The 20,403-nt window shown below is 40.3% G+C and carries 21 protein-coding genes; 3 read left to right on the top strand and 18 right to left on the bottom strand.

Going from position 1 to position 20,403, the window contains the following annotated elements:
* Positions 1-93: 93 nt before the first annotated feature.
* Together ltaS and AC0VYV_RS04475 are read right to left on the bottom strand one after the other, a co-directional pair.
* Positions 94-2,052, bottom strand: a complete 1,959-nt coding sequence (ltaS, locus tag AC0VYV_RS04480) for a lipoteichoic acid synthase (protein ID WP_475373342.1) — start codon at positions 2,050-2,052, stop codon at positions 94-96.
* Between the two features lie 432 nt (positions 2,053-2,484).
* Positions 2,485-3,969, bottom strand: a complete 1,485-nt coding sequence (locus AC0VYV_RS04475) for an MDR family MFS transporter (protein WP_430243763.1) — start codon at positions 3,967-3,969, stop codon at positions 2,485-2,487.
* Between the two features lie 327 nt (positions 3,970-4,296).
* On the opposite strand from AC0VYV_RS04475, the gene AC0VYV_RS04470 reads away from it, so the two are divergent.
* Together AC0VYV_RS04470 and chrA are read left to right on the top strand one after the other, a co-directional pair.
* Positions 4,297-4,605: a PadR family transcriptional regulator gene (locus AC0VYV_RS04470; RefSeq protein WP_430243765.1), complete on the top strand. Its 309-nt coding sequence runs from the start codon at positions 4,297-4,299 to the stop codon at positions 4,603-4,605.
* Positions 4,606-4,617: 12 nt separating this feature from the next.
* Positions 4,618-5,805: a chromate efflux transporter gene (chrA, locus tag AC0VYV_RS04465; protein ID WP_475374488.1), complete on the top strand. Its 1,188-nt coding sequence runs from the start codon at positions 4,618-4,620 to the stop codon at positions 5,803-5,805.
* Positions 5,806-5,870: 65 nt separating this feature from the next.
* Here chrA and AC0VYV_RS04460 read toward each other — a convergent pair whose 3' ends face one another.
* The 16 genes from AC0VYV_RS04460 to AC0VYV_RS04385 all read right to left on the bottom strand — a co-directional run bounded on the left by AC0VYV_RS04460 (position 5,871) and on the right by AC0VYV_RS04385 (position 19,658).
* On the bottom strand, positions 5,871-6,836 hold the full coding sequence (locus AC0VYV_RS04460) for a PP2C family serine/threonine-protein phosphatase (protein ID WP_475374487.1): 966 nt from the start codon (positions 6,834-6,836) through the stop codon (positions 5,871-5,873).
* A 25-nt stretch (positions 6,837-6,861) separates the two neighbouring features.
* Positions 6,862-7,047 (bottom strand): hypothetical protein, encoded by a 186-nt coding sequence (locus tag AC0VYV_RS04455; protein WP_194220403.1) that lies wholly within the window; start codon positions 7,045-7,047, stop codon positions 6,862-6,864.
* Positions 7,048-7,186: 139 nt separating this feature from the next.
* A complete protein-coding gene (locus AC0VYV_RS04450; protein ID WP_430243768.1) occupies positions 7,187-7,876 on the bottom strand; it encodes a Na-translocating system protein MpsC family protein in 690 nt (229 codons plus the stop codon).
* A gap of 145 nt (positions 7,877-8,021) precedes the next feature.
* Positions 8,022-8,444 carry an NUDIX hydrolase gene (locus AC0VYV_RS04445; RefSeq protein ID WP_475374486.1) on the bottom strand — a complete coding sequence of 141 codons (423 nt, stop codon included), beginning with the start codon at positions 8,442-8,444 and terminating at the stop codon, positions 8,022-8,024.
* 6 nt (positions 8,445-8,450) lie between these two features.
* A complete protein-coding gene (locus AC0VYV_RS04440; RefSeq protein WP_430243771.1) occupies positions 8,451-8,642 on the bottom strand; it encodes a hypothetical protein in 192 nt (63 codons plus the stop codon).
* 131 nt (positions 8,643-8,773) lie between these two features.
* Positions 8,774-9,709, bottom strand: a complete 936-nt coding sequence (locus tag AC0VYV_RS04435; protein ID WP_475374485.1) for an aldo/keto reductase — start codon at positions 9,707-9,709, stop codon at positions 8,774-8,776.
* A 64-nt stretch (positions 9,710-9,773) separates the two neighbouring features.
* Positions 9,774-10,793, bottom strand: a complete 1,020-nt coding sequence (locus tag AC0VYV_RS04430) for a phosphotransferase enzyme family protein (protein ID WP_475374484.1) — start codon at positions 10,791-10,793, stop codon at positions 9,774-9,776.
* Between the two features lie 98 nt (positions 10,794-10,891).
* The gene (gene rbsB / locus AC0VYV_RS04425; RefSeq protein ID WP_194220397.1) at positions 10,892-11,815 is read right to left on the bottom strand and encodes a ribose ABC transporter substrate-binding protein RbsB; all 924 of its coding nucleotides are present in this window, start codon (positions 11,813-11,815) and stop codon (positions 10,892-10,894) included.
* Positions 11,816-11,825: 10 nt separating this feature from the next.
* Positions 11,826-12,779 carry a ribose ABC transporter permease RbsC gene (gene rbsC / locus AC0VYV_RS04420; protein WP_194220396.1) on the bottom strand — a complete coding sequence of 318 codons (954 nt, stop codon included), beginning with the start codon at positions 12,777-12,779 and terminating at the stop codon, positions 11,826-11,828.
* A complete protein-coding gene (locus AC0VYV_RS04415; protein ID WP_194220395.1) occupies positions 12,772-14,262 on the bottom strand; it encodes a sugar ABC transporter ATP-binding protein in 1,491 nt (496 codons plus the stop codon). The genes rbsC and AC0VYV_RS04415 overlap by 8 nt, the downstream gene beginning before the upstream one ends.
* A 14-nt stretch (positions 14,263-14,276) precedes the next feature.
* Positions 14,277-14,669: a D-ribose pyranase gene (gene rbsD, locus AC0VYV_RS04410; RefSeq protein ID WP_475374483.1), complete on the bottom strand. Its 393-nt coding sequence runs from the start codon at positions 14,667-14,669 to the stop codon at positions 14,277-14,279.
* On the bottom strand, positions 14,666-15,556 hold the full coding sequence (gene rbsK, locus AC0VYV_RS04405; protein ID WP_430243777.1) for a ribokinase: 891 nt from the start codon (positions 15,554-15,556) through the stop codon (positions 14,666-14,668). The genes rbsD and rbsK overlap by 4 nt, the downstream gene beginning before the upstream one ends.
* Complete coding sequence (locus AC0VYV_RS04400) at positions 15,549-16,538, bottom strand: LacI family DNA-binding transcriptional regulator (protein WP_475374482.1); 990 nt, start codon at positions 16,536-16,538, stop codon at positions 15,549-15,551. The genes rbsK and AC0VYV_RS04400 overlap by 8 nt, the downstream gene beginning before the upstream one ends.
* 78 nt (positions 16,539-16,616) lie before the next feature.
* Entirely contained in the window at positions 16,617-17,441 is an 825-nt protein-coding gene (nei, locus tag AC0VYV_RS04395; RefSeq protein WP_475374481.1) for an endonuclease VIII, read from the bottom strand.
* 171 nt (positions 17,442-17,612) lie between these two features.
* Complete coding sequence (locus AC0VYV_RS04390) at positions 17,613-19,085, bottom strand: potassium/proton antiporter (RefSeq protein ID WP_303530342.1); 1,473 nt, start codon at positions 19,083-19,085, stop codon at positions 17,613-17,615.
* 15 nt (positions 19,086-19,100) lie between these two features.
* Positions 19,101-19,658 (bottom strand): tyrosine-type recombinase/integrase, encoded by a 558-nt coding sequence (locus AC0VYV_RS04385; RefSeq protein ID WP_430243780.1) that lies wholly within the window; start codon positions 19,656-19,658, stop codon positions 19,101-19,103.
* 151 nt (positions 19,659-19,809) lie between these two features.
* Here AC0VYV_RS04385 and AC0VYV_RS04380 point away from each other — a divergent pair, with 151 nt between their 5' ends.
* A complete protein-coding gene (locus AC0VYV_RS04380) occupies positions 19,810-20,382 on the top strand; it encodes a thioredoxin family protein (protein WP_475366653.1) in 573 nt (190 codons plus the stop codon).
* Positions 20,383-20,403: the final 21 nt, after the last annotated feature.

The raw sequence follows: 20,403 nt of genomic DNA, 5'->3' as shown, positions 1-20,403 counted from the left end.
TAACTTGAATAAGCCAAAAATGGTGAATCACCAGCATGCACTAATCTTGCATATAAAAAAGCAACCTGCCACATTAGGCAGGTTGCTTTGTCATTATTTCTGTTCTTTTTCTTGAGCTGGATCTTCTTGTACAGGTTCCAGTTGATCCACTGTATAGTTGTAATCGTTACGATCAACAGGAGTGAAGCCATCAGGTTCATAGAAACGAAGTAGATCACCATAGACGACTTTATCTGATAGTTCCAGTGATTCTTCGACAAACTGTCCTGCCTGCTCACATGCCTCTGCGTCTACTTTTTCTCCTGTAGGATTCGCATAGCACTTCTCGTTAACAGATGTTACTTCTGGTGTTACAAAATCACCATTTCGGAAAGGTACAATCTCACGGTGGTCATCTGAAAGAAGATCGGATCCGAATGAGATAAAATCATCTGTTTCAACACCTAGTAGGTGAAGAACCGTATCACGAACGTCCATATGACCACCATATTCATGTACTTGCTTTCCTTCTACGCCAGGGGCTGTAATGAAAAGAGGGACACGCTGTAATTGAGCATTTTCATATGCGCCGACCTCTTCTCCCATTACCTCTGACATCGCCGTATTATGGTTATTAGAAATACCATAATGGTCACCATACATGACAATCATTGTATTATCGTAAAGACCTGATTCTTTCAGATCATTAAAGAATTGTTCAATCGACTCATCCATATATTTAGCTGTTTGGAAATAGCCATTTACGACTGAGTCATTTGTTTCAGGTGTTGGGAAATCAACATCACCTTCGTCCATAGTAAACGGAAAGTGGTTTGATAAAGTAAGCATTTTCGCTTCAAACGGTTGTTCTAGACTTTCAAGATATGGAATGGATTGTTCAAAGAACGGCTTATCTTTAAGACCATAGTTATGAACATCTTCTTCATTCATATCGTAATAACTTGAATCAAAGAATTTCTGAATACCAAATGACTTATACATTTCATCACGGTTCCAGAATGTTTTCCCATTACCGTGTAGGGAAGCTGTGGAATAACCTTTTTGTTCAAGAATCGCAGGCTGTGCCTGGTAAGTGTTACGCGCTTTTTCCATTGCTACTGATCCACTTGGTAATGGATAGAGAGAATTCGCCATCATAAATTCTGCGTCAGACGTTTTCCCCTGACCAACCTGGTGGAAGAAATTATCAAAATAGAACGTATTCTGATCTTCAATAAGACTATTTAAGAATGGTGTTACTTCCTGACCATCTACTTCTCTTCCGATCACGAAACTTTGAAGTGATTCTAATGAAATGTAAATCACATTCATCCCTTCAGCCTTACCGAAATACTCTGGGTTTGGTTCTGTACGGTTTGCTTCTACGAAGTTTCTTACGTCCGTTAAGTCATCGCTACTTGCGAATGCACTCTGAGAGCTTGACTTAACTGTCGTCACGGCATCAAAGATTTGGTAATTGAACTGTCCAAGATACTTCACAATATACGTACGATCAAAAGCACGCGTTAGTAATTCAGGACGATCAGCTTCAGCAAGCCCCAGGTTCACTGTAAAGAATACTGCTGCTGATGCGAAAACAAGCGCGATTTTCTTCTTTTTCATCGCTACTTGTGGCTTGATAACTTTAAACAAAATCAAGCTAAGAATAAGCAGTGTATCAATGAAATAGAAAGCATCCGAGAACTGCATTAAAGCAAAAGCACTATCTTTTAATTCTCCTGCATCATTCGTATGCATCACAGTCGGTAGTGTAATAAAGTCATTAAAGAATCGGTAGTACACAACGTTTGCATAGAGAATAAATGAAAGTACAAAATCAATAATGAGGATTGCCCATGCTCGTTTACGTCCTTTAAAGAACAGCGCAAATCCAAAGAATAGAAGTAATGAACTAATTGGGTTTAAGACTAATAGGAACGATTGCATACCATTTTGAATTCCAAGATCAAATTCAGTCTGATAGACAGCGTACATTTTTAACCAGAATAATAGAATCACGCCAATGAACAGTGTCCATGGCTTATTAATCTGACTGCTTAATTTATTTCGCATGTCAGTTGAAGACCTCCTTGTATGTGATACAAATATCTTTTTAATCTATTTTAATTGTAAATTTGTAAATTCTTTTTAAATCCTAATACTTGAGTATAATACTCCCTAGAAAATTTAATGTCAACTTCCACTCTAGGAGAGCATAAATCATTGTCCTTCTATGAAAACGTTCTTTTAACACATTAGTAAAGTTACCTCGCAAATCGTAACCCTACTGTTAAAGAATAGAGAAAATAAGGAAAGGAGCATACATTATTTGGGATGTAAATGTAAAATACCTCCATTAATTTCTTTCTCTTTCTTAAACTCATTTAAACCATCTACATCTTTTCAATTATATTACATTTTCACTTTCTACAAAAAAGCATAAAGTCGCATATTTGGTTACAGAGTTGTGACAACTAAAAAAGCGCCTCAAGAGAGACGCTTTTCTTATTCATTTACAGCTTGTGCTTCAGGTTGCCCTGTTTGATCTTCAGGTAATGCTTTTCGAATAAAGAGAGCCACTAAGAAACCAACTATAGCAAATCCAAATGCTACAAGATAGACAAGTTCAACTCCTGATACGAGTGACTCGCTAATGGTTTGTGGGTTTGCTGGGTTTGAAGCATTATCGAGATAAGTCTGTTGTCGCGTTGTCATGATGCTAATGAAAACAGAGACACCGATCGCTCCTGAAACAGGTTGTAGCGTGTTCATAATGGCCGTGCCATGCGGATAAAGTTTTTTCGGAAGACCATTTAATCCATTCGTTTGAGCTGGCATCATGATCGCTGAAATCGATAGCATGAGTAAGATGTAAGTTACAACGATTAATGTAATCGATGTATTTATCCCTAGCTTACTAAATGTAAACATCACACCTACAAGGACAAACGTTGCTGGGATAATTAGTTTTCTTGGACCAAACTTATCAAATAATTTCCCCATCACCGGTGACATCAGTCCATTTAACAGCGCTCCCGGAAGGAGAATTAACCCTGCCGTTTGAGGAGTTAATGCTAGCGGTCCTTGCATGTACATCGGAAGGATAATTTCTGATGAGAACATGGCCATAATGATGATGATAAACAACAATACGGCTACAGTGAACATCGGATATTTAAACACTCGCACATCCAGCATCGGCTCTTCTAATTTCAGCTGCCTGATCACAAAAATAACGAGGGAGATAACTCCAATAACGAGAGGATAAAAGACTTGTGGTGCTAAATAGCCAACCTCTCCCTCTCCGGCAAAGCTAAACGCTAGAACAATTCCCCCAAATCCAATAGTAGATAAAAGGATGGAAAGCACATCTACTTTTGGCTTTGTTACCTCTCCAACATTTTTTAGGAATTTATAGCCAAATGCGATTGAAAATAACGCGAATGGAATAACCGTAATAAAGAGATAACGCCAGCCGAGCTGATCGACGATAATGCCTGAAAGAGTTGGTCCAATTGCAGGAGCAAACATAATAACAAGCCCAACTGTCCCCATAACAGTACCGCGTCGTTCTGGCGGGAATATAAGAAGAAACGTGTTAAAAATAATTGGAATTAATAATCCAGTACCAACTGCTTGTAAAAGCCGTCCGCTTAAGAGAACGCCGAAAGTTGGCGCAATTGCACATATGAGCGTTCCTATTGTAAATACGGTCATTGTGCCGATAAACATCTGTCTCGTTGTAAACGACTGAAGAAGAAGCGCCGAGATTGGAGTTAATATCCCCATCACAAGCAAGAATCCTGTAGCCATCCATTGAACTGTGGCAGGCGTTACACTAAATTTCTCCATTAAAGTAGTTAACGCGATATTCAAAAGTGTTTCATTTAAGATGGCAAAAAACGCTCCGATTATAAGAGAGATCATGACTGGTTTGACGTTGAAATTCGGATCGTCAGCCAAGAATTCGTATGTTTGTTTTTCCTCCATCTATTCCCCTCCTTTTTCTATGACGGTTGCGTACAAAAAGATGTATTTCTATTAGGATTTACCGTTCAAATGTCTTCTAAACAACAGTCCATATCTTACTATACCTGAAGAAGTAATAAAAGAAATTAGCTTATTCTTTCTTTTAAGATTAGGATTTATTGAATCAGCTTACTGCTCCTTCACTCCAATACTTATCAGAACGAAATATTAAAGGTTTGTAAATAAGCTTGGCAAGACCTTGTTTAACTTCCTACTCCACTATACAATAATAGCGATACCAATATCGCAATTCGATATCGATTTGCAATATCAGAGAGGTGGCTACTTTTGGATAATAAAATTCTGCGAAAGCTTTTTCTAGGCTTCATTCAAATCCATATTCTCCATCATGCTAAGGAAGAACCGATATATGGAACCTGGATGCTTGAAGAACTGCGTGAACATGGCTATGAAATGAGCTCGGGGACCTTATACCCGATCCTTCACAGTATGGAGAAAGACGAACTGCTGACCAAAGCAGAAAGCAACGTAAATGGGAAAATTCGAAAATACTATCGCACGACCGATAAAGGTGAACAAGTCTTAGCAGAAGCTCAATCAAAAGCCTATGAGCTATTTAAAGAAATTAAAGACTAACGGAGGACAAACATGCCTGGTAAACATAGCTTCAAATCATTTATTGAAATACTTCTTGTATCATCGCGACTTGGTCTTACTTCATTCGGAGGGCCAGTTGCTCATCTTGCCTATTTTAAAAATGAATATGTCGATCGAAAAAAGTGGCTTGATGATAAAATGTACGCTGACATTATTGCTCTTTGTCAATTTTTGCCTGGACCTGCAAGTAGTCAGGTAGGAATTGCAATCGGAATGATGCGCGGCGGGATGCTCGGTGGTTTCCTATCCTGGTTTGGCTTCACGATCCCATCCATTCTTATTCTTGTCATCTTCGCCATGCTTTATCAAACCTTCTCACTCGGAGATGGGATTTTCATTCATAGTTTAAAAATTGTCGCGGCTGCTGTCGTTCTACATGCCATCATTGGCCTAGGAAAGAAACTCACACCTGACCGAACGAGAATCGCGATCGCATTAGCGGCAGCACTCATTATGCTCCTCTATCCCTCAGCATGGATGCAACTCCTTATTATCGTAGGCGCTGGACTGCTTGGGTTACGTCTTTTCAATGATAAGACAGAATCTAACGTAAAACCGTTTCCTGTTTCTTTATCAAAAAAAGTTGGTGTATGTGCGCTTATCCTTTTAGTAACGCTTTTAATCGCATTACCTATACTCAACCGGTTTACCGATAACGCTCTGCTTCATTTATTTGACATGTTCTTTCGAGTTGGAGCGCTTGTATTCGGAGGTGGTCATGTTGTGCTTCCGATGATCGAACGCGAAATTGTTCCACAGGGACTTCTCTCAGCTGATCAATTTTTAGCTGGATATGGAATGGCCCAGGCTGTTCCAGGTCCACTGTTTACGTTCGCAAGCTACCTAGGTACAATGTTAGAAGGGTTTACAGGTGCTATTGTCGTCACAGTGGCGATTTTCTTACCTTCTTTCCTTTTGATCACGGCAGCACTTCCTTTTCTAAACGAGTTACGACAGCGTGCTTCATTCCAAAAAATATTAATCGGCGTGAACGCGAGCGTTGTTGGAATACTATTGGCTGCCTTTTATGATCCCGTTATCAAAAGTGCCATAATAAAAGGAGAAGACTTTGCCCTTGCAGCGATTTTATTCGCTCTCCTTTCAATTTGGAAACTCCCCGCATGGATGATCGTTTTAATCGGAGTCATCGGTGGTTATGTGATTCAGCTTATAAGTTAATGAAAGAAGACGTCGCAATAGCGACGTCTTCTTTCATTTAACCATCGTTACTTCCATGTGAGTCTTTATTGATCACTTGGCATCAAACCATCTTCACATATGGTAATGTCCCACGCTAAAATCGTCGTACTGTCTCTTACATTCTTATTCTTTATTTCCTCTAATAACCTATGGATATCCTCCTTAATAAAATCGCCCTTCAATCGATCGGTCACTTCCTCTGATTGATGAAAATTCGAATTCGGACATTCAAGAAGTCCATCCGTTGTTAAAAAGATACGATTTATACCTTTTCTCAGCTCCTTTGTTCCTGTGCTAAAGCATGGAACGATCGTATCAAAGGTGTTCACTTCACCAATCCACTCATAGAAACTGCGATGGTTTTGAATCGCTTCCCCAAGCCCCTCTAAATCAGCGTGCAATAGAAACAACAAACAATCCCCAACTGAGAACCACCATAAATACTTGCCTTTTCTAACAACGAGCAAGCATGCCGTTTCTCCTTCTACTTCCCTGCATTTTTGTTTAAAGTCTTCATCTTGGAAAAGCGCTAAGACTGCTGGCTGCAATTCACTCATCGCTTCTCTCGTTTCTTTGGCTATAATGCTTGAGATCGTCGAACGGTTCCGCTCAAACTCATCTAGAATTAGCCCTGCACTACTGGCGGTTTTATGCGCATCTAAAACCATGGCTAATTCCCAATCACCGCCATTCCAAACAAGACATCCATCTTCGTTCTTCGTTTGACCAGCTGATGAATTTCCACCAAATCGCCCCACGTGAACTTTCCCAACTTGAGAACACGAGGGCTCATCTAGATATGCTTTCTCACTACCTACCCATCGTATACTGTTTCCTTCACTACGGTTATTCTCACTGAGCTCCGTTTCACCCTTATGGATTGCAAGAGATTGGGCCAGTTCTTCCGGATATACATTCAAAGTCTTTAAATAACTCCCGCTCTTTTTCTTAACACTAATGTTCCCCCTTAATCCGACTGCTTTAACATACTTACAACATTCGTAACTCAAGGGGGAACCTCCTTCTTTCTTTATATTATTGAAGACTCCCCTTACAAAAACTGCATATTTCATAAGATTTTTTTTCAACCAGTTTTCGAAGATACAAAGGGTCATGTGTCCCCTCCCTTTCTTGAACTGGAGTAGTATGGAATTCACATTGATCTCCAGCGAAAGGCGTGCGATGAATCACTCGTTTTGAGTGATCAATTAAATATTTCATCATTTTCCTCCTTGAATCATTTTTGGATGATAGGTACTTAACAAACTAGGAAGAAAATAAAAAAAGCCGAAAAGAACCAGGTTCCTGGTTCTTTTCGGCTTATCACTGGTTCTATCGCCCAGTTTATTTCCACCTAATCTTAATTTGGTTTCATAATAATCGTAATGTAGCTTTTATCTAAAGTAAAATCCCAGTCTACGAAGATATCCTCCACTTTTGCGGAAAGAATCGATTCGAATTGATGATCGTGTAACAACCCTTTTTCAAGTCGTCTTTTCGTTAACTTGAGTTCCTCTTCAAAACCATCGCGAATTAACTCTTTTTCAATCCGAACGAGAATACCTTCTCGAAGAACAACTAACGTACGATCATTCAACTTACAAGAGTCTACGTTTTCAGGTGCTTTTTCTGCAAGCTTACTAACGCGAATGATCTGATCATGAACTTGCTCTTTTTCTTTATACCCTTCAAGTTCGCGTCCTTCAAATGAATTCACTTCTTTCATCACACCAACAATGATACCTGATCGGTTATGAAGCGACCAATCATGGTAGAACGATTCAATCTCAATATCCGCCATCACACGGATAGACGCTTTGATCTCAGGAAGTAATCCAAGCATGAGAAGATCTCTTGTTTCTTCTACACGCATATCTTCTTTCTGATCGACTAGAACGCGTTCCATAGGTGCTAGAAAGTCACGAAAATAGATTGTCATGTAAGGCTCTTGAATCGACACATAAACAGACGATGGCCCTTTTCCAAAATTATCTCTTAACAGCTTGCCAACATAGCTGGCAATTTCAGCTTCATTTGATTTCCGTTCCATTAAGTTCATCCTTTGTTTAGACAGAAACATAGTATTCCCCGTCCAGTAATCATTATAGTAGTCTTTCCTAATCAATGAAAGAATATGGATTGATTTTGATATTTCAATTAGATGACAGTGTGTTGTGAACGAAAGAAAATTCCTATTAGAACTGATTCAACACTTGATCTAATCCATTAGGGTAACAGTATTCTATATCATTAAGTATGTCTTCGACCGCTAACCACACTGCCACAGCATCCCCTTCAATAAAGGAAAATCTTTCTTTCATATAATGAGCCTCATCAATAAACGAAACCGTATACAATTGAATCAATTCATGAGACCATTTCTGATCGATTTGAAACCTATTTTCGAGACACGTTATGTATTTCTCTACTTTTATATCAATACCTAGCTCTTCTTTAAATTCTCTCACAACCGTTTCATTAGAGGGCTCTCCTAACTCTATATTCCCACCTAATGGTCGATAATAACCTCCTAAACCATTTGAGTGCTTACCATAAAATGCTTCAACAAGAATCTTATCTTCTCTAAATAGAAGGCCGAGCGCTTTCACTTTAATCACATCGAGTTACCTCCTATTTTGATTCTTCTTTTTCCTCTTCATCACTAACCAGACGACGCGCTGAAATACCACAGCAAGGGCACCGAGAGACATGATCATTCCAGGGCGTGCCGCTCGATCATCTTCAAACAGGAAAATAAGCAGAATAGCAATGAGAACGAGAGAAAGAGTAAGAGAAAAGAGCACACCTTTTTTCAATTCGAAGTCCTCCTTTTAGGCAAGTAAGATGACCGCGGAAATAATCTACTTTCACATACACATTACCACTTAAAGCACCTTAATGACACTGAAAAACCAGAGGACATTACATCCTCTGGTTAATCCCTCTCTTACTTAAAAATTTGATCGATTCGCTGTACTTCTTCACTCGTTAACTTCACATCAAGCGTTTTTAAGTTATCAACAACCTGCTCTTGACGTTTGGCTCCTGGTATTAGGACATCAATGCTATCACGAGTTAAGTACCATGCCAGCACCATATGAGGAACTTCAACGCCTTTTGCGTTTGCCATTTCGCGAACCTGGTCAACCTTCCTAAGATTCTCTTTAAATGCCTCCCCCTGGAATAAAGGATCCTTAGCACGAATATCATCGAAGGTTGTATTCTCATCATACTTACCAGCTAGAAGTCCTGAGGCAAGAGGGAAATATGGAACAAAAGAAATGCCTTGTTCTGCCGTATAAGGAAGGAGATCCTCCTCAGCTTCGCGATGGAATAAGTTATAGTGACTTTGAAGAACGTCAACATAGCCGTCTTTATTCGCTTCTTTCAACTGCTCCAAGTTGAAGTTAGATACACCAATAGATTTAATCTTGCCTTGATCTTTCAATTCCTTTAGAGCTCCTACTGCTTCGGCTTTCGGAGTATCTTCGTCAGGAAAATGAATGTAAAATAAATCGATGTAATCTGTTTGGAGGCGATTCAAGCTATTCTCAACTGATTGCTTCAAGAAAGCTGGTGAATTATTTAAAACAACCTCTTCCCCCTTAAATACATGAGCCCCTTTCGTAGCGAGGACGATATCGTCGCGACTGCCTCGCTCTTTAATGACTTGACCAACGAGCTCTTCTGAACGCTCTGGTCCATATATATAGGCTGTATCAAGTAAGTTAATGCCATTATCAAGTGCTGCCCTTACGAGATCTTTCCCAGTTTCTTCATTTAAGTTCGGATAAATGTTATGTCCACCAACTGCGTTCGTACCTAATCCGATCGGATTTGCTTGTAAACCTGATTTTCCAATTTGTACTTTTGCCACTTTCATTCATCCTTTCTATTAAAAGCTTCGCAAAAGTACATTACCACTTCTTACTAATTGGAAAACATCGCTACGCGTTTTCAATACGATTTTTTAATTCTTCAAAAGCTGGTTTCGCTATTAATTCGGATCGCATCAAACGCGAACGAATGCCATCCAACATCCCTTTCTCCTTATCATTCATCCGTTCAACATCAAACTTTTTATGAAACACAGTATAAAGCTCAAAGTCTCTTAAACGCAGGAAGTAAGGAATGGTCTTGAGCCACTCGTCTGAGACGTGAATTTCTTCTCGATATCCTTTCAAAAATGAACGTAAAAATTCTGTCGCAAAGGTTGAACGCTCCGTAAGCGAAGCTGTTCCACATTTTTGCCAGACAGCATAATAAACGGGGATCGCAATATCACTAATATAGTAGTGATACATACTATCGTCGAAATCGAAGAGATGAATACTCTTACCATCAAAATGAAAATTGCCATAATGGACATCTGAGTGAATGAGACCAAACGTTTTTCCCGTTTCATGAAAGGTCTGTATCTCTTCGATTAATCTTTTACCTTCTATAATAATTCGAGCATCCGCTGTTTTTGAAAGATACCGATCGAATTGAAGCAGGTCACCTGCATCCCATCTCTGTCGCTGAACTGAAACCTGATTTCTCATGGAAATACCGTGCAGTTTCCCAATTTCCTTTCCCCATGCTTCGAACAAGGGAGATCCAAATATAGGATCATAAACTTTAACCGCTCTTCCCGGTACTTTATTAAATAGACAGGCAAAGAACTGCCCATTTTCTGACGAAAAGATCTCAATCATTTTATTGTATTTTGAAGGATAAGCGCGTGCTACATGAGCGCCTTCATCGTATAAATGATTGACCCATACGAGTTCCGACTTCACTTCTTCTATTGTGCGATGTGAGCTATGAGTAAAGCGAAGGATCCAGAAGTTGTTTTTTTCTTCTACTTCAAAGACATAGTTTTCGAAATCCCCTAGCTTTTTCACACCTATCTTCTGAATACCAAACCGATCAATCGCTTCATCGACAAACGTTTGGGAGAACATTGCTTCAATCCACGCTTCCATCTCCACAACCTCCTTGTTTTCTACTATAATAATTTCGACTCTCGTCTCACATTTCCTTTTAAACAGAAAAACGCCCCCAATAGTGGGAGCGTTAACTGTTATTCTGTCTCTTCTGTAACAAGTTTCAAAGGCACTGGTATCGTTTCGTCTACTTCGTTTCCTTTTAGTACATCGACGCCTGCCTGAACAGCAAGAGAACCGATCTCTTCAGGTTGCTGTGCCACTGTTGCAGATAGCTTACCATCTTTAATGCTATTAATCGCATCTTCGTTACCATCAAATCCAACAACTAGAACATCTTTACCTGAGCTTTGGATTGCCTGAATAGCGCCTAGCGCCATCTCATCATTATGAGCAAATACGGCTTTAATGTCCGGATTACCCTGAAGCAAGTTTTCCATCGTATTTAACCCTTCCGTACGATCGAAGTTCGCTGTTTGTTTTGCCACAACATCAAGCTTTTCATCCGCAATATTATGGAATCCTTGACCACGTTCACGAGTAGCGGAAGCACCCGGTACACCTTCAAGCTCAGCTACTTTAGCTCCTTCACCTAGCTGTTCAACAAGAAACTCTCCAGCCATTTCTCCTCCTTTTTCATTATCAGAGGATACGAGAGTCGCCACATCACCTTTTTCAGCTGAGCGATCAAGAGTAACGACGGGAATACCGAGGCTATTCGCTGATTGTACAGCTGTTGAAATCGCAGCTGAGTCCGTTGGATTAATTAATAGAACGTCGACTCCTTGTTGAATAAGGTCTTCTACATCGTTAATCTGTTTTGCCGCATCATTTTGCGCATCGACAACCACAACATCCATTCCATTTTCCTTTGCTTCTGCTTCGACGCCATCTTTCATCGAAACGAAAAATGGATTATTTAACGTTGAAACAGATAAACCAATTTTAATATCTTCTATATCCGTTTCCTGACTCGGTTTGGCCCATTCAGGTGGCTGAAGCGAACACGCTCCAAGCACAAGCAGTGACAAACTAAGCAGAAGTGGCAATAGCTTTTTCATAGTAATCCTCCTAAGCTGCTTTTTTACGATCAATTAGCACAGCAATGATAATAACAATACCCTTAACAACCATCTGGAAGAATGAAGATACTCCAAGTAGATTTAAACCATTGTTTAACGTACCGATAATTAAGGCACCGATTAACGTACCAACAATTAATCCTCGTCCTCCGGAAAGGCTTGTTCCGCCTAGTACTACGGCCGCAATGGCATCAAGCTCATAAGATGTACCTGCCGTCGGTTGTGCTGAATTCAATCTAGACGTTAGAATTGCCCCCGCAAGAGCTGACAGTAGACCTGCAAGTGAATAGATCATCACTTTAATTTTATCGACTTTAATGCCTGAAATAAGGGCAGCTTTCTCATTACCACCAATGGCATAAGTTTTTCTTCCGAATGGTGTTTTATGAAGGATAATCCAAAGCACTGCGAAAGAAAGCAGCATCGTAATCGCTGGAACCGGAATACCAAGGAAATAACCTCTTCCAAAAAGTTGGAAAGCATAGCTATCGCCAAGACCTGTAATCGGATTTCCATCCGTGTACACTAGCGTTAACCCTCTGAACATCGTCATCGTTGCGAGCGTTGCAATAAATGGTGCCATCTTTCCCTTTGTAATCAATAGTCCGTTAACCATACCCATTAAAGCACCAAGCAATGAACCAATGAGAATAGCTAGAATCGGATCAATTCCGGATACCATCATCCCTGCCATAAGCGCACTTGATAGCGCTAGAATCGAACCAACAGATAAATCAATCCCACCTGTTAAAATAACAAATGTCATACCATAAGCAATTAAAGCATTGATCGCTACTTGTCTAAGTAAATTCAATAGGTTCAGTGGTTCTAAAAAACTCGGGTTCATGATGGAAACGGTTACAACTAAAACGAGTAAGCCTAATAGCGGTCCAAGCTTCTGCATGATATTCCCAACATGGTTTGTTTTTAGCGCATTATTCATCTTCTTGACCTCCTGTTGCCAGCGTCATTATTTTCTCTTGCGTTGCTTCTTCTTTTGATACTTCACCAGTCATATGACCTTCACGGAAAACAAGAATGCGATCGCTCATTCCGAGCACTTCAGGTAACTCTGAGGAAACCATGATAATCGCCACTCCTCGATCGGTTAACTCATTCATTAACTGATAGATTTCGCGTTTGGCGCCGACGTCAACGCCTCGAGTTGGTTCATCAAGAATAAGGACTTTTGGACCGATACCAATCCATTTCGCAATAACTACTTTTTGCTGGTTACCTCCAGAAAGGTTTTTGGCACTTGTTTTAGCTGACTCCGTCTTAATCGTTAGTCGTTTAATCAACAGCTCCACGAAATCTTCTTCACTCTTCTCATTGATTAACCCTTTTGGTGCGAAGCTATAGAGACTTGGTAAAGCAATGTTATCTTTTAGCGAGAAATCGAGCACAAGACCTTCTTCTTTCCGATCCTCCGTAATAAAACCTAGCCCCAACTGAACAGCCTGGTGGGGACTTTTAATAACAACTTGTTTGCCATTCAGTAGAATGTCACCAGTGTATTTCCCATCGAGTCCAAAAATGGTACGCATGATTTCCGTTCTTCCTGCACCCATTAGTCCGGATACACCAACAATTTCCCCTGATCTTACTGAGAAACTAACATTCTCAAACACACCTTTTCTGGATAAACCCTTTACTTCCAACATCGTTTCTCCAAGCTTAGGTGACCGTTCCGGGAAACGATCCGTTAATTCTCGCCCCACCATTTTGCGAACAACCTCGTCAAAGCTCGTTTCTGGAATAGGCTTTGTATCGACTGTTTTTCCATCTCGCATAACCGTAATGCTGTCACAAATGGTGAAAATCTCTTCCATTCTGTGAGAAATGTAGACGATGGAAACACCGCTTTTCTTTAGAGACCGAATAACCTGGAACAACGTTTGTATTTCGCGTTCTGTTAACGCTGCAGTCGGCTCATCCATGATAATTACTTTTGCATCTGTCATTAACGCTTTGGCAATTTCAATCATTTGCTGTTGCCCAACCGAGCATTTCCCAGCTTCCTGCTGAAGAGGAATCGAGATAGCTAACTTCTTAAATTGCTCATTCGCAATCGCTTTCATTTTTTTCGTATGAATGAGTCCCAAAGATGTAACCGGTTCCTTATTGATGAATAAGTTCTCCAATACCGTTAACTCAGGCCAGATGTTCAGCTCTTGATGAATAAAAGCGACACCGTTTTCTTCTGCTTCTTTTGGGTTATCAAAAACGCGTTCTTGTCCATCTATCACGATTGTTCCGCTGTCTTTCTTATGAAGCCCTGTAAGAATGTTCATGAGCGTCGATTTCCCTGCTCCATTCTCTCCCATAAGCGCATGAACTTCGGCATCCTGGATGTCAATGTTCACTCCTTCAAGTACTTTATTTGCGCCAAATGCTTTATGAATTTCCTTCATGCTAATTTGCATGCTGCTCACCTCGTTTAAAAGATTACCCCTGAATGAAGAATACAGTTGGCATATGGCGTTGTCTCGCCTGTACGGATGACAACTTTTGATTGCTTCGTTTTCTCCTTAAATACTTCATGATCCACATAATCTTGTTCTGTATCTTGAAGCTTACCTTTTAGCCAATCATATACCTTCTGATTGCCTTCTATTTCTTTAGCAAGCGTGACGCGTTCAACAACCATTTCATTTAGAAGTTCGTTCACAACGTCAGTAAAAGCAGGCTGCCCTGGTTTTAAGGCAAGGTCGATTTTCTTCACACCGTCAGGAACCGGGAGACCAGCATCTGCAATGACAATCTGATCTGTATGCCCAAGATCTGCAAGTACTTTCGAAATATGACTATTTAACATTCCTCTTCGTTTCATTCTGATAGCTTCCTTTCAACTTCTTCACGGGTAGGCATGCCGCCCTGTGCTCCAAAACTAGTAACTGAAAGAGAAGCGGCACGATTGCCAAACGTAATGCTTTCTATCAGGTCCTTGCCTTCGGCGATCGCTGTACCAAACGCTGCGTTGAACGTATCTCCTGCCCCTGTCGTATCAACAGCTTTCACTTTAAAGGAAGGAACTAGCACCTCTTCTTTCCCATTGAAGTAGCGTACGCCAGCTGCCCCTTCCGTAATGAACACTTTTTCAGGATAAGTACGTAACGATTCACTAAGAGGCTGACCATTAAAAAGAACGTCCGCTTCATGTTCGTTTGGTGTGATATAGGTTGCACCGTCAATCACCTTTTGTGAGATTTCCCTTGCAGGTGCTGGATTAAGTAGCAACGGAACCTGCTTTTCCTCACATAGCTCTGCTACATATTCCACCGTTTCTTCAGGTATTTCTTGCTGAATCATCACTAGATCACAGCTATCAATGAGCTTAGCTGCTTTAGTGATATATGAAGGGGTAATATGATCATTCGCTCCTTTGACAACAACAATACTGTTATCACCTTCTGCAAGAATAATATGAGCTGTTCCACTCTCCACACCTGTAACCGGTTCCACATAGTCGGTTTTAACACCATTCTTCTTAAAGTTATTTAAGATTGCCTCACCGTAATGGTCATCTCCTACACAGCCAATCATATAAACTTCTGCACCAAGACGCGCTGCAGCAACGGCCTGATTAGCCCCTTTACCCCCTGGAACAGTTTTGAATGATTCTCCTAATACCGTTTCTCCTGCTCCTGGACGTTTCTTAGAAGTAACTACTAGATCCATTGAAGAGCTTCCGATGACCGCTATTTTAGCTTTACGCATTTGGATCAACCTTTCTTGTCGTATTTCGTTCTATTAATGTCACTGGTAATTGAATCGTTTGATCAATTTCTTTTTCTTTGCGGATCATTCGCAAAAGTAACTTTGCTGCTTCTTTTCCCATTTCGTATGCAGGCTGCCTGATCGTTGATAAAGACGGGTAGGACAGGCTACTGAATGGGATATCATCGTAACCAATTAATTGTAAGTCGTCAGGTATGCTTCTTCCAAGACGAAGGGCTTCATGCAAAATCGCAATGGCAACAATATCATTACTTGCAATCACTCCGTCCGTATCTGGATGCTTTGCAAAAAGCTCTTCAGCCCATTTGCCCGCATCATCAAATGCATAAGACGTTGTCGAGAGAACAGAGAAATCAACTTCTGCTTCACTTAATTCTGCAAGTGCTCCTTGAAAGCGATCCATGGCAGGCTTTACATGTGCAGGCCCTTTAATGAGAGTAATTCTTTTGGAGCCTCTCTCAACTAGTGCTCTCGCTGCAAGCCGCCCCCCTTCGATTCCATCTGCATAAACAGATGGATGTTGTGTTGACACACGATCTAGAAAGACGACAGGTAGATCAAGATTTGTATAATTCTCATTGTCTGTATTGTTTGTTGCTGAAATCATACCAACAACTTGATTTTGTAAAAAGGTTTGAATGTAATCCAACTCTTTCGTTGCTTCTTCATCGCTATTTCCAAGTAATAACCTGAATCCTGCTCGATTGACTTCATCCTCTATCCCCCTCGCTAACTGAGGGAAAAAAGGGTTCGTAATATCTGGGAGAAGCAGTCCGATAAGCCGTGATTCTCGTTTATAGAGTGAGCGCGCTACTTCATTTGGACTGTAGTTCAAGCTTTTGATCGCATCCATCACGCGTTTTCTCGTTTCTGCACCAACGTAACCATTATCGTTTAATACACGAGAGACGGTAGCAACAGATACGCCTGCTTGCTCTGCTACATCTCGAATTGTAGCCATTTGCTTCACTCCTTCAACATTGTGTAACCGGTTACAGATAATTTACCACAAGCATGAATCCGCTTGCAAGTTTTTTTCTTATATTTTCGACTGACATGTAGGACAGAAGTATAATCTTCTTGATCCCGCTTTGATTTTTTGAATCTCTGTTCCATCAATTCGGCACGGCTTTCCTTCACGATTAAAGACCCAGTGCCTGTATGTCGAACGCGCCTGCCCTTTTTCTTTTAACTTCATAGCAAGATCAATATCGTTTGTAATCCCGTTATGCTTATATGACCGTTCAACAAGAGTGATCGTTGCCTCAGCAGCTTTGTCTAATTGCTGATCTGTGCAGTCCATTGGACGTAAATCAGGATGAATTCCTGCCAGAAAGAGAATTTCACTTCTTAAATAGTTACCAATTCCACCTATAAACGATTGATCTAATAGTAATGATGTCCACTTTTTTCTACGAAACTCCTGTGATTCAAATCGTTCCTTCAATTGTTCAGCGCTTACTTCCTCACTAAGCAAATCCGGTCCAACTTTTGCTATAAATGGATGAAGAGGCACTTCTTCATCGCGTAGAACTTCAATATCTGATGCACTATAAAGCAAAGCTGACTTCTTCTCATTATGTAGCGCTAAGCGAAGCTGCCGATTTGTTTTTGGATAGTTGTAGGCATTACGAATCACCCATTTTCCATATAGCTGGTTATGGGAATAGATTGTATAGCCGTTATCGAAACGAATGAGCATTGCCTTTCCTTTCGTATCTACCCTCTTTACCTCCGCTCCACTTAATAAGGATTCATAGCCCTTTAGCTGTTCGAATGCAAAGAAAACATCCATCACGCGTCCTTTCAGTAATGCTTTTTCCACCTGATCAGCAGCTCTTCTAATTTCTGGACCTTCAGGCATAATCTATGACCTTCTTTCTGGATTCGTAGATTTTTTCATTTGATTTGAAGAGGGATAGTTTAGGAACAAAATCCTTCAATGATAAAATTTTCCCCTTCCTTCTATAAACTAAACGGCTGAAGGGGCTCTCCAATGGAGAACCCCTTCAGTGATACCTACTAGTTTTTTTTCTTATCCACCAATGGTCTTGCGGATCCCTAATACTTTTTCTAACTCTGATTTCTTTTGATTCTCCACGAGAATATAAAGCACATCGTTGACTTTGATTTTGGTATCTCCAGATGGCGCAATCAGCTCATCTCTTCGAATAATCGCACTAACGAGCACTTTATCCGGGAAGGATATATCTGATAGTTCTTCTCCAATCAATTTAGAAGAAGAAGTAATCGTATAGGGAATCATTTCTGCATTTACCGTTGTCGATGAAACCAGCTCTAGAGAATGAGAAGGCACATGTACCTCAGGACCTGTTAAACCTAACTTTTTTCCCACAAATGGAATGGTTGCCCCTTGAACAAGAGCTGATGTAAGGACAATAAAGAATATGAGATTAAAGAAAAGCTGGCTATTTTCTAACCCTTCAAGTAGTGGGAAGGTTGCTAACACAATCGGTACAGCCCCTCTTAATCCTGCCCAAGCAAGGAAGCTTTTTTCTTTTATTGTAAATTTAAACGGAAGACTCGAAAGAAACACTGCAATCGGACGAGCAATAAAAATCAAGATGAGAGAAAGGGCTAATCCTTTTAATACAATCCAAGTTGAGAATAATTCAGAAGGATTTACTAGGAGACCTAGCATAATAAACATCAATATTTGCATCATCCATGCAATTCCATCATGAAACCGGAAAATCGCTTGTCCATACGGAAGACTTTTCGTATTACCAAGGACAAGGGCAGCAGCGTAAACGGCAAGCAGACCGCTTGCGTTAATCAAATCTGTCGCGCTGTATGTAATTAAGGCAATGGCAATCGAAAGAACAGGATATAAACCGTTCGATCCCAACTCAACTTTCTTCATTGCCCAGGATGCTAAATACCCGAATAGTACGCCTAATAAGAGTCCAGCTCCCATTTGCCAGAAGAATGAAAGAATCACAGATGCACCAAATGTTTTCTCTCCGATGGCAAGTTGTAATAAAGCAAGTGTTAGAAACATCGCCATCGGATCATTCGAACCCGATTCAGCTTCGAGCGTAGATTGTAGTTTCCGCTTAATGTTTTTTCCCTTCAATACGGCAAAAACAGCGGCAGCATCTGTTGAGCCTACAATCGCACCTAGAAGCAGCGCTTCATTCCAATTAACATCCAAAATCATTTTGGCAGCTACACCAAATAAGCCTGAAGTCACAAGGACCCCTACTGTTGCCAATGATAATGAAATAGGAAGAACAGCCTTTGTACGACGCCATTCGGTTTGCAAACCACCATCAAATAGAATGAGTACGAGTGCTAATATCCCAAGTGACTGCGTGAGTGACGCGTTATCAAAATAAATATACCCCAGTCCGTCGCTACCAAATATCATTCCAACGATAATAAATAATACGAGTGCCGGTACGCCTAAGCGAGAAGAAAACTTCGCCATGAAAACTCCGCCAATTAAAAAGATGGCGCTAAATAAAATGACTATATTCGTCTCCATCGATTTCCCTCCCTTCTATAAATGAACATCAATTTTCAGTTTCGGAATCTGAGCAGAATTTATACCAATATATTTTAATGTTTCACTTCTAGTTGCATGACCATATATCTTCTGAATTAATGACACAGCAACTCCCTGTTGAAAGGCATGATAACCAAATGTTTTCCTTAAACTATGGAAGCTAATCGGTTGATCTAATCCCGCCTCTTTCCCAGCTTGGGATAAGATTCGATGAACCTGCTGTCTTGTAATGGGGTGTGTCGGGTCTTTTTTCGTATGAAAAAGATAATAGTTTGTCTTTTGAGGTCGATTATCCATGTAGCGTGTAAGCGCGCGCTTTACTTCTGTATTGAGGTAAATATCTGTAGTTTCTGTGATAGAGGATTCAAGATAATCTTTGAAAGACTCATTGTTCATAACATCATGAAGAGTGAGATGTAAAAGAGGTGTTAAACGAATACCGGTATTAATACTGAGAATAAAAAGCAAATAATCTCGTTTTGATCGATTTATTAACGCTTCTTTTAAATGATAGATCTGTTTTGTATTTTGAATAGCTTCGACGGCATTCACTCTTATCACATCCTTTAATGTGACTCAATTGTATCACAGCATAGGTTATGTCACTATTGATATGCTTCTTTGAAAGAATGCTCCTCTGTAAAAAGGAATTCGTGTCTCTTTCGTAGTATAATAACTGTGTAGGAATAAAGGAGGGCTCTCAATGAATCTAACAAATTGGTTTGACCAGGGTATGACGATGCAACAATACATTCATAGTATGGACGAGCATAAAGGTGATTTATTAACCATCTACAATCATTTCGAGCTCGAAAAATCCAATCTTGAATTTCTTCATTCTCTTCAATCTGAGAAACTACGTGCCCTTGTGATAACGGCTGACTGGTGCGGTGATGCGATGGTAAACCTTCCTATTTTCATGAGAATGGCTAATGAGGCCTTAATAGAATGCAAATATTTTATCCGCGATAACTATCTTGAATTGATGGATCTCTATTTAACGAATGGAACAGCGAGATCGATTCCAATCATCGTTTTAATTGATTCAGAGGGTAATGAAGTTGGAAGATGGGGACCACGTGCTCCTGAAGTTCAAGCTTATGTGGACCAAGCCAAACAGGCCCTTCCTCCAAAAGGAGATCCGAACTTTAAAAAGGCCTTTCTTTCTTTTATAAGCGAAACGACTGAACGTTTTACGACTGATCATGACATGTGGACGCATATAAAGGATGATATGCTCGCAATGCTGAGTCAATCGGTAACAGTCACAAAATAATAAATCCAAAGCCTGGCAAAT

Source organism: Anaerobacillus sp. QJM3NY_17, from assembly GCF_056173665.1.
This window is presented reverse-complemented; position numbering and strand designations above follow the sequence as displayed.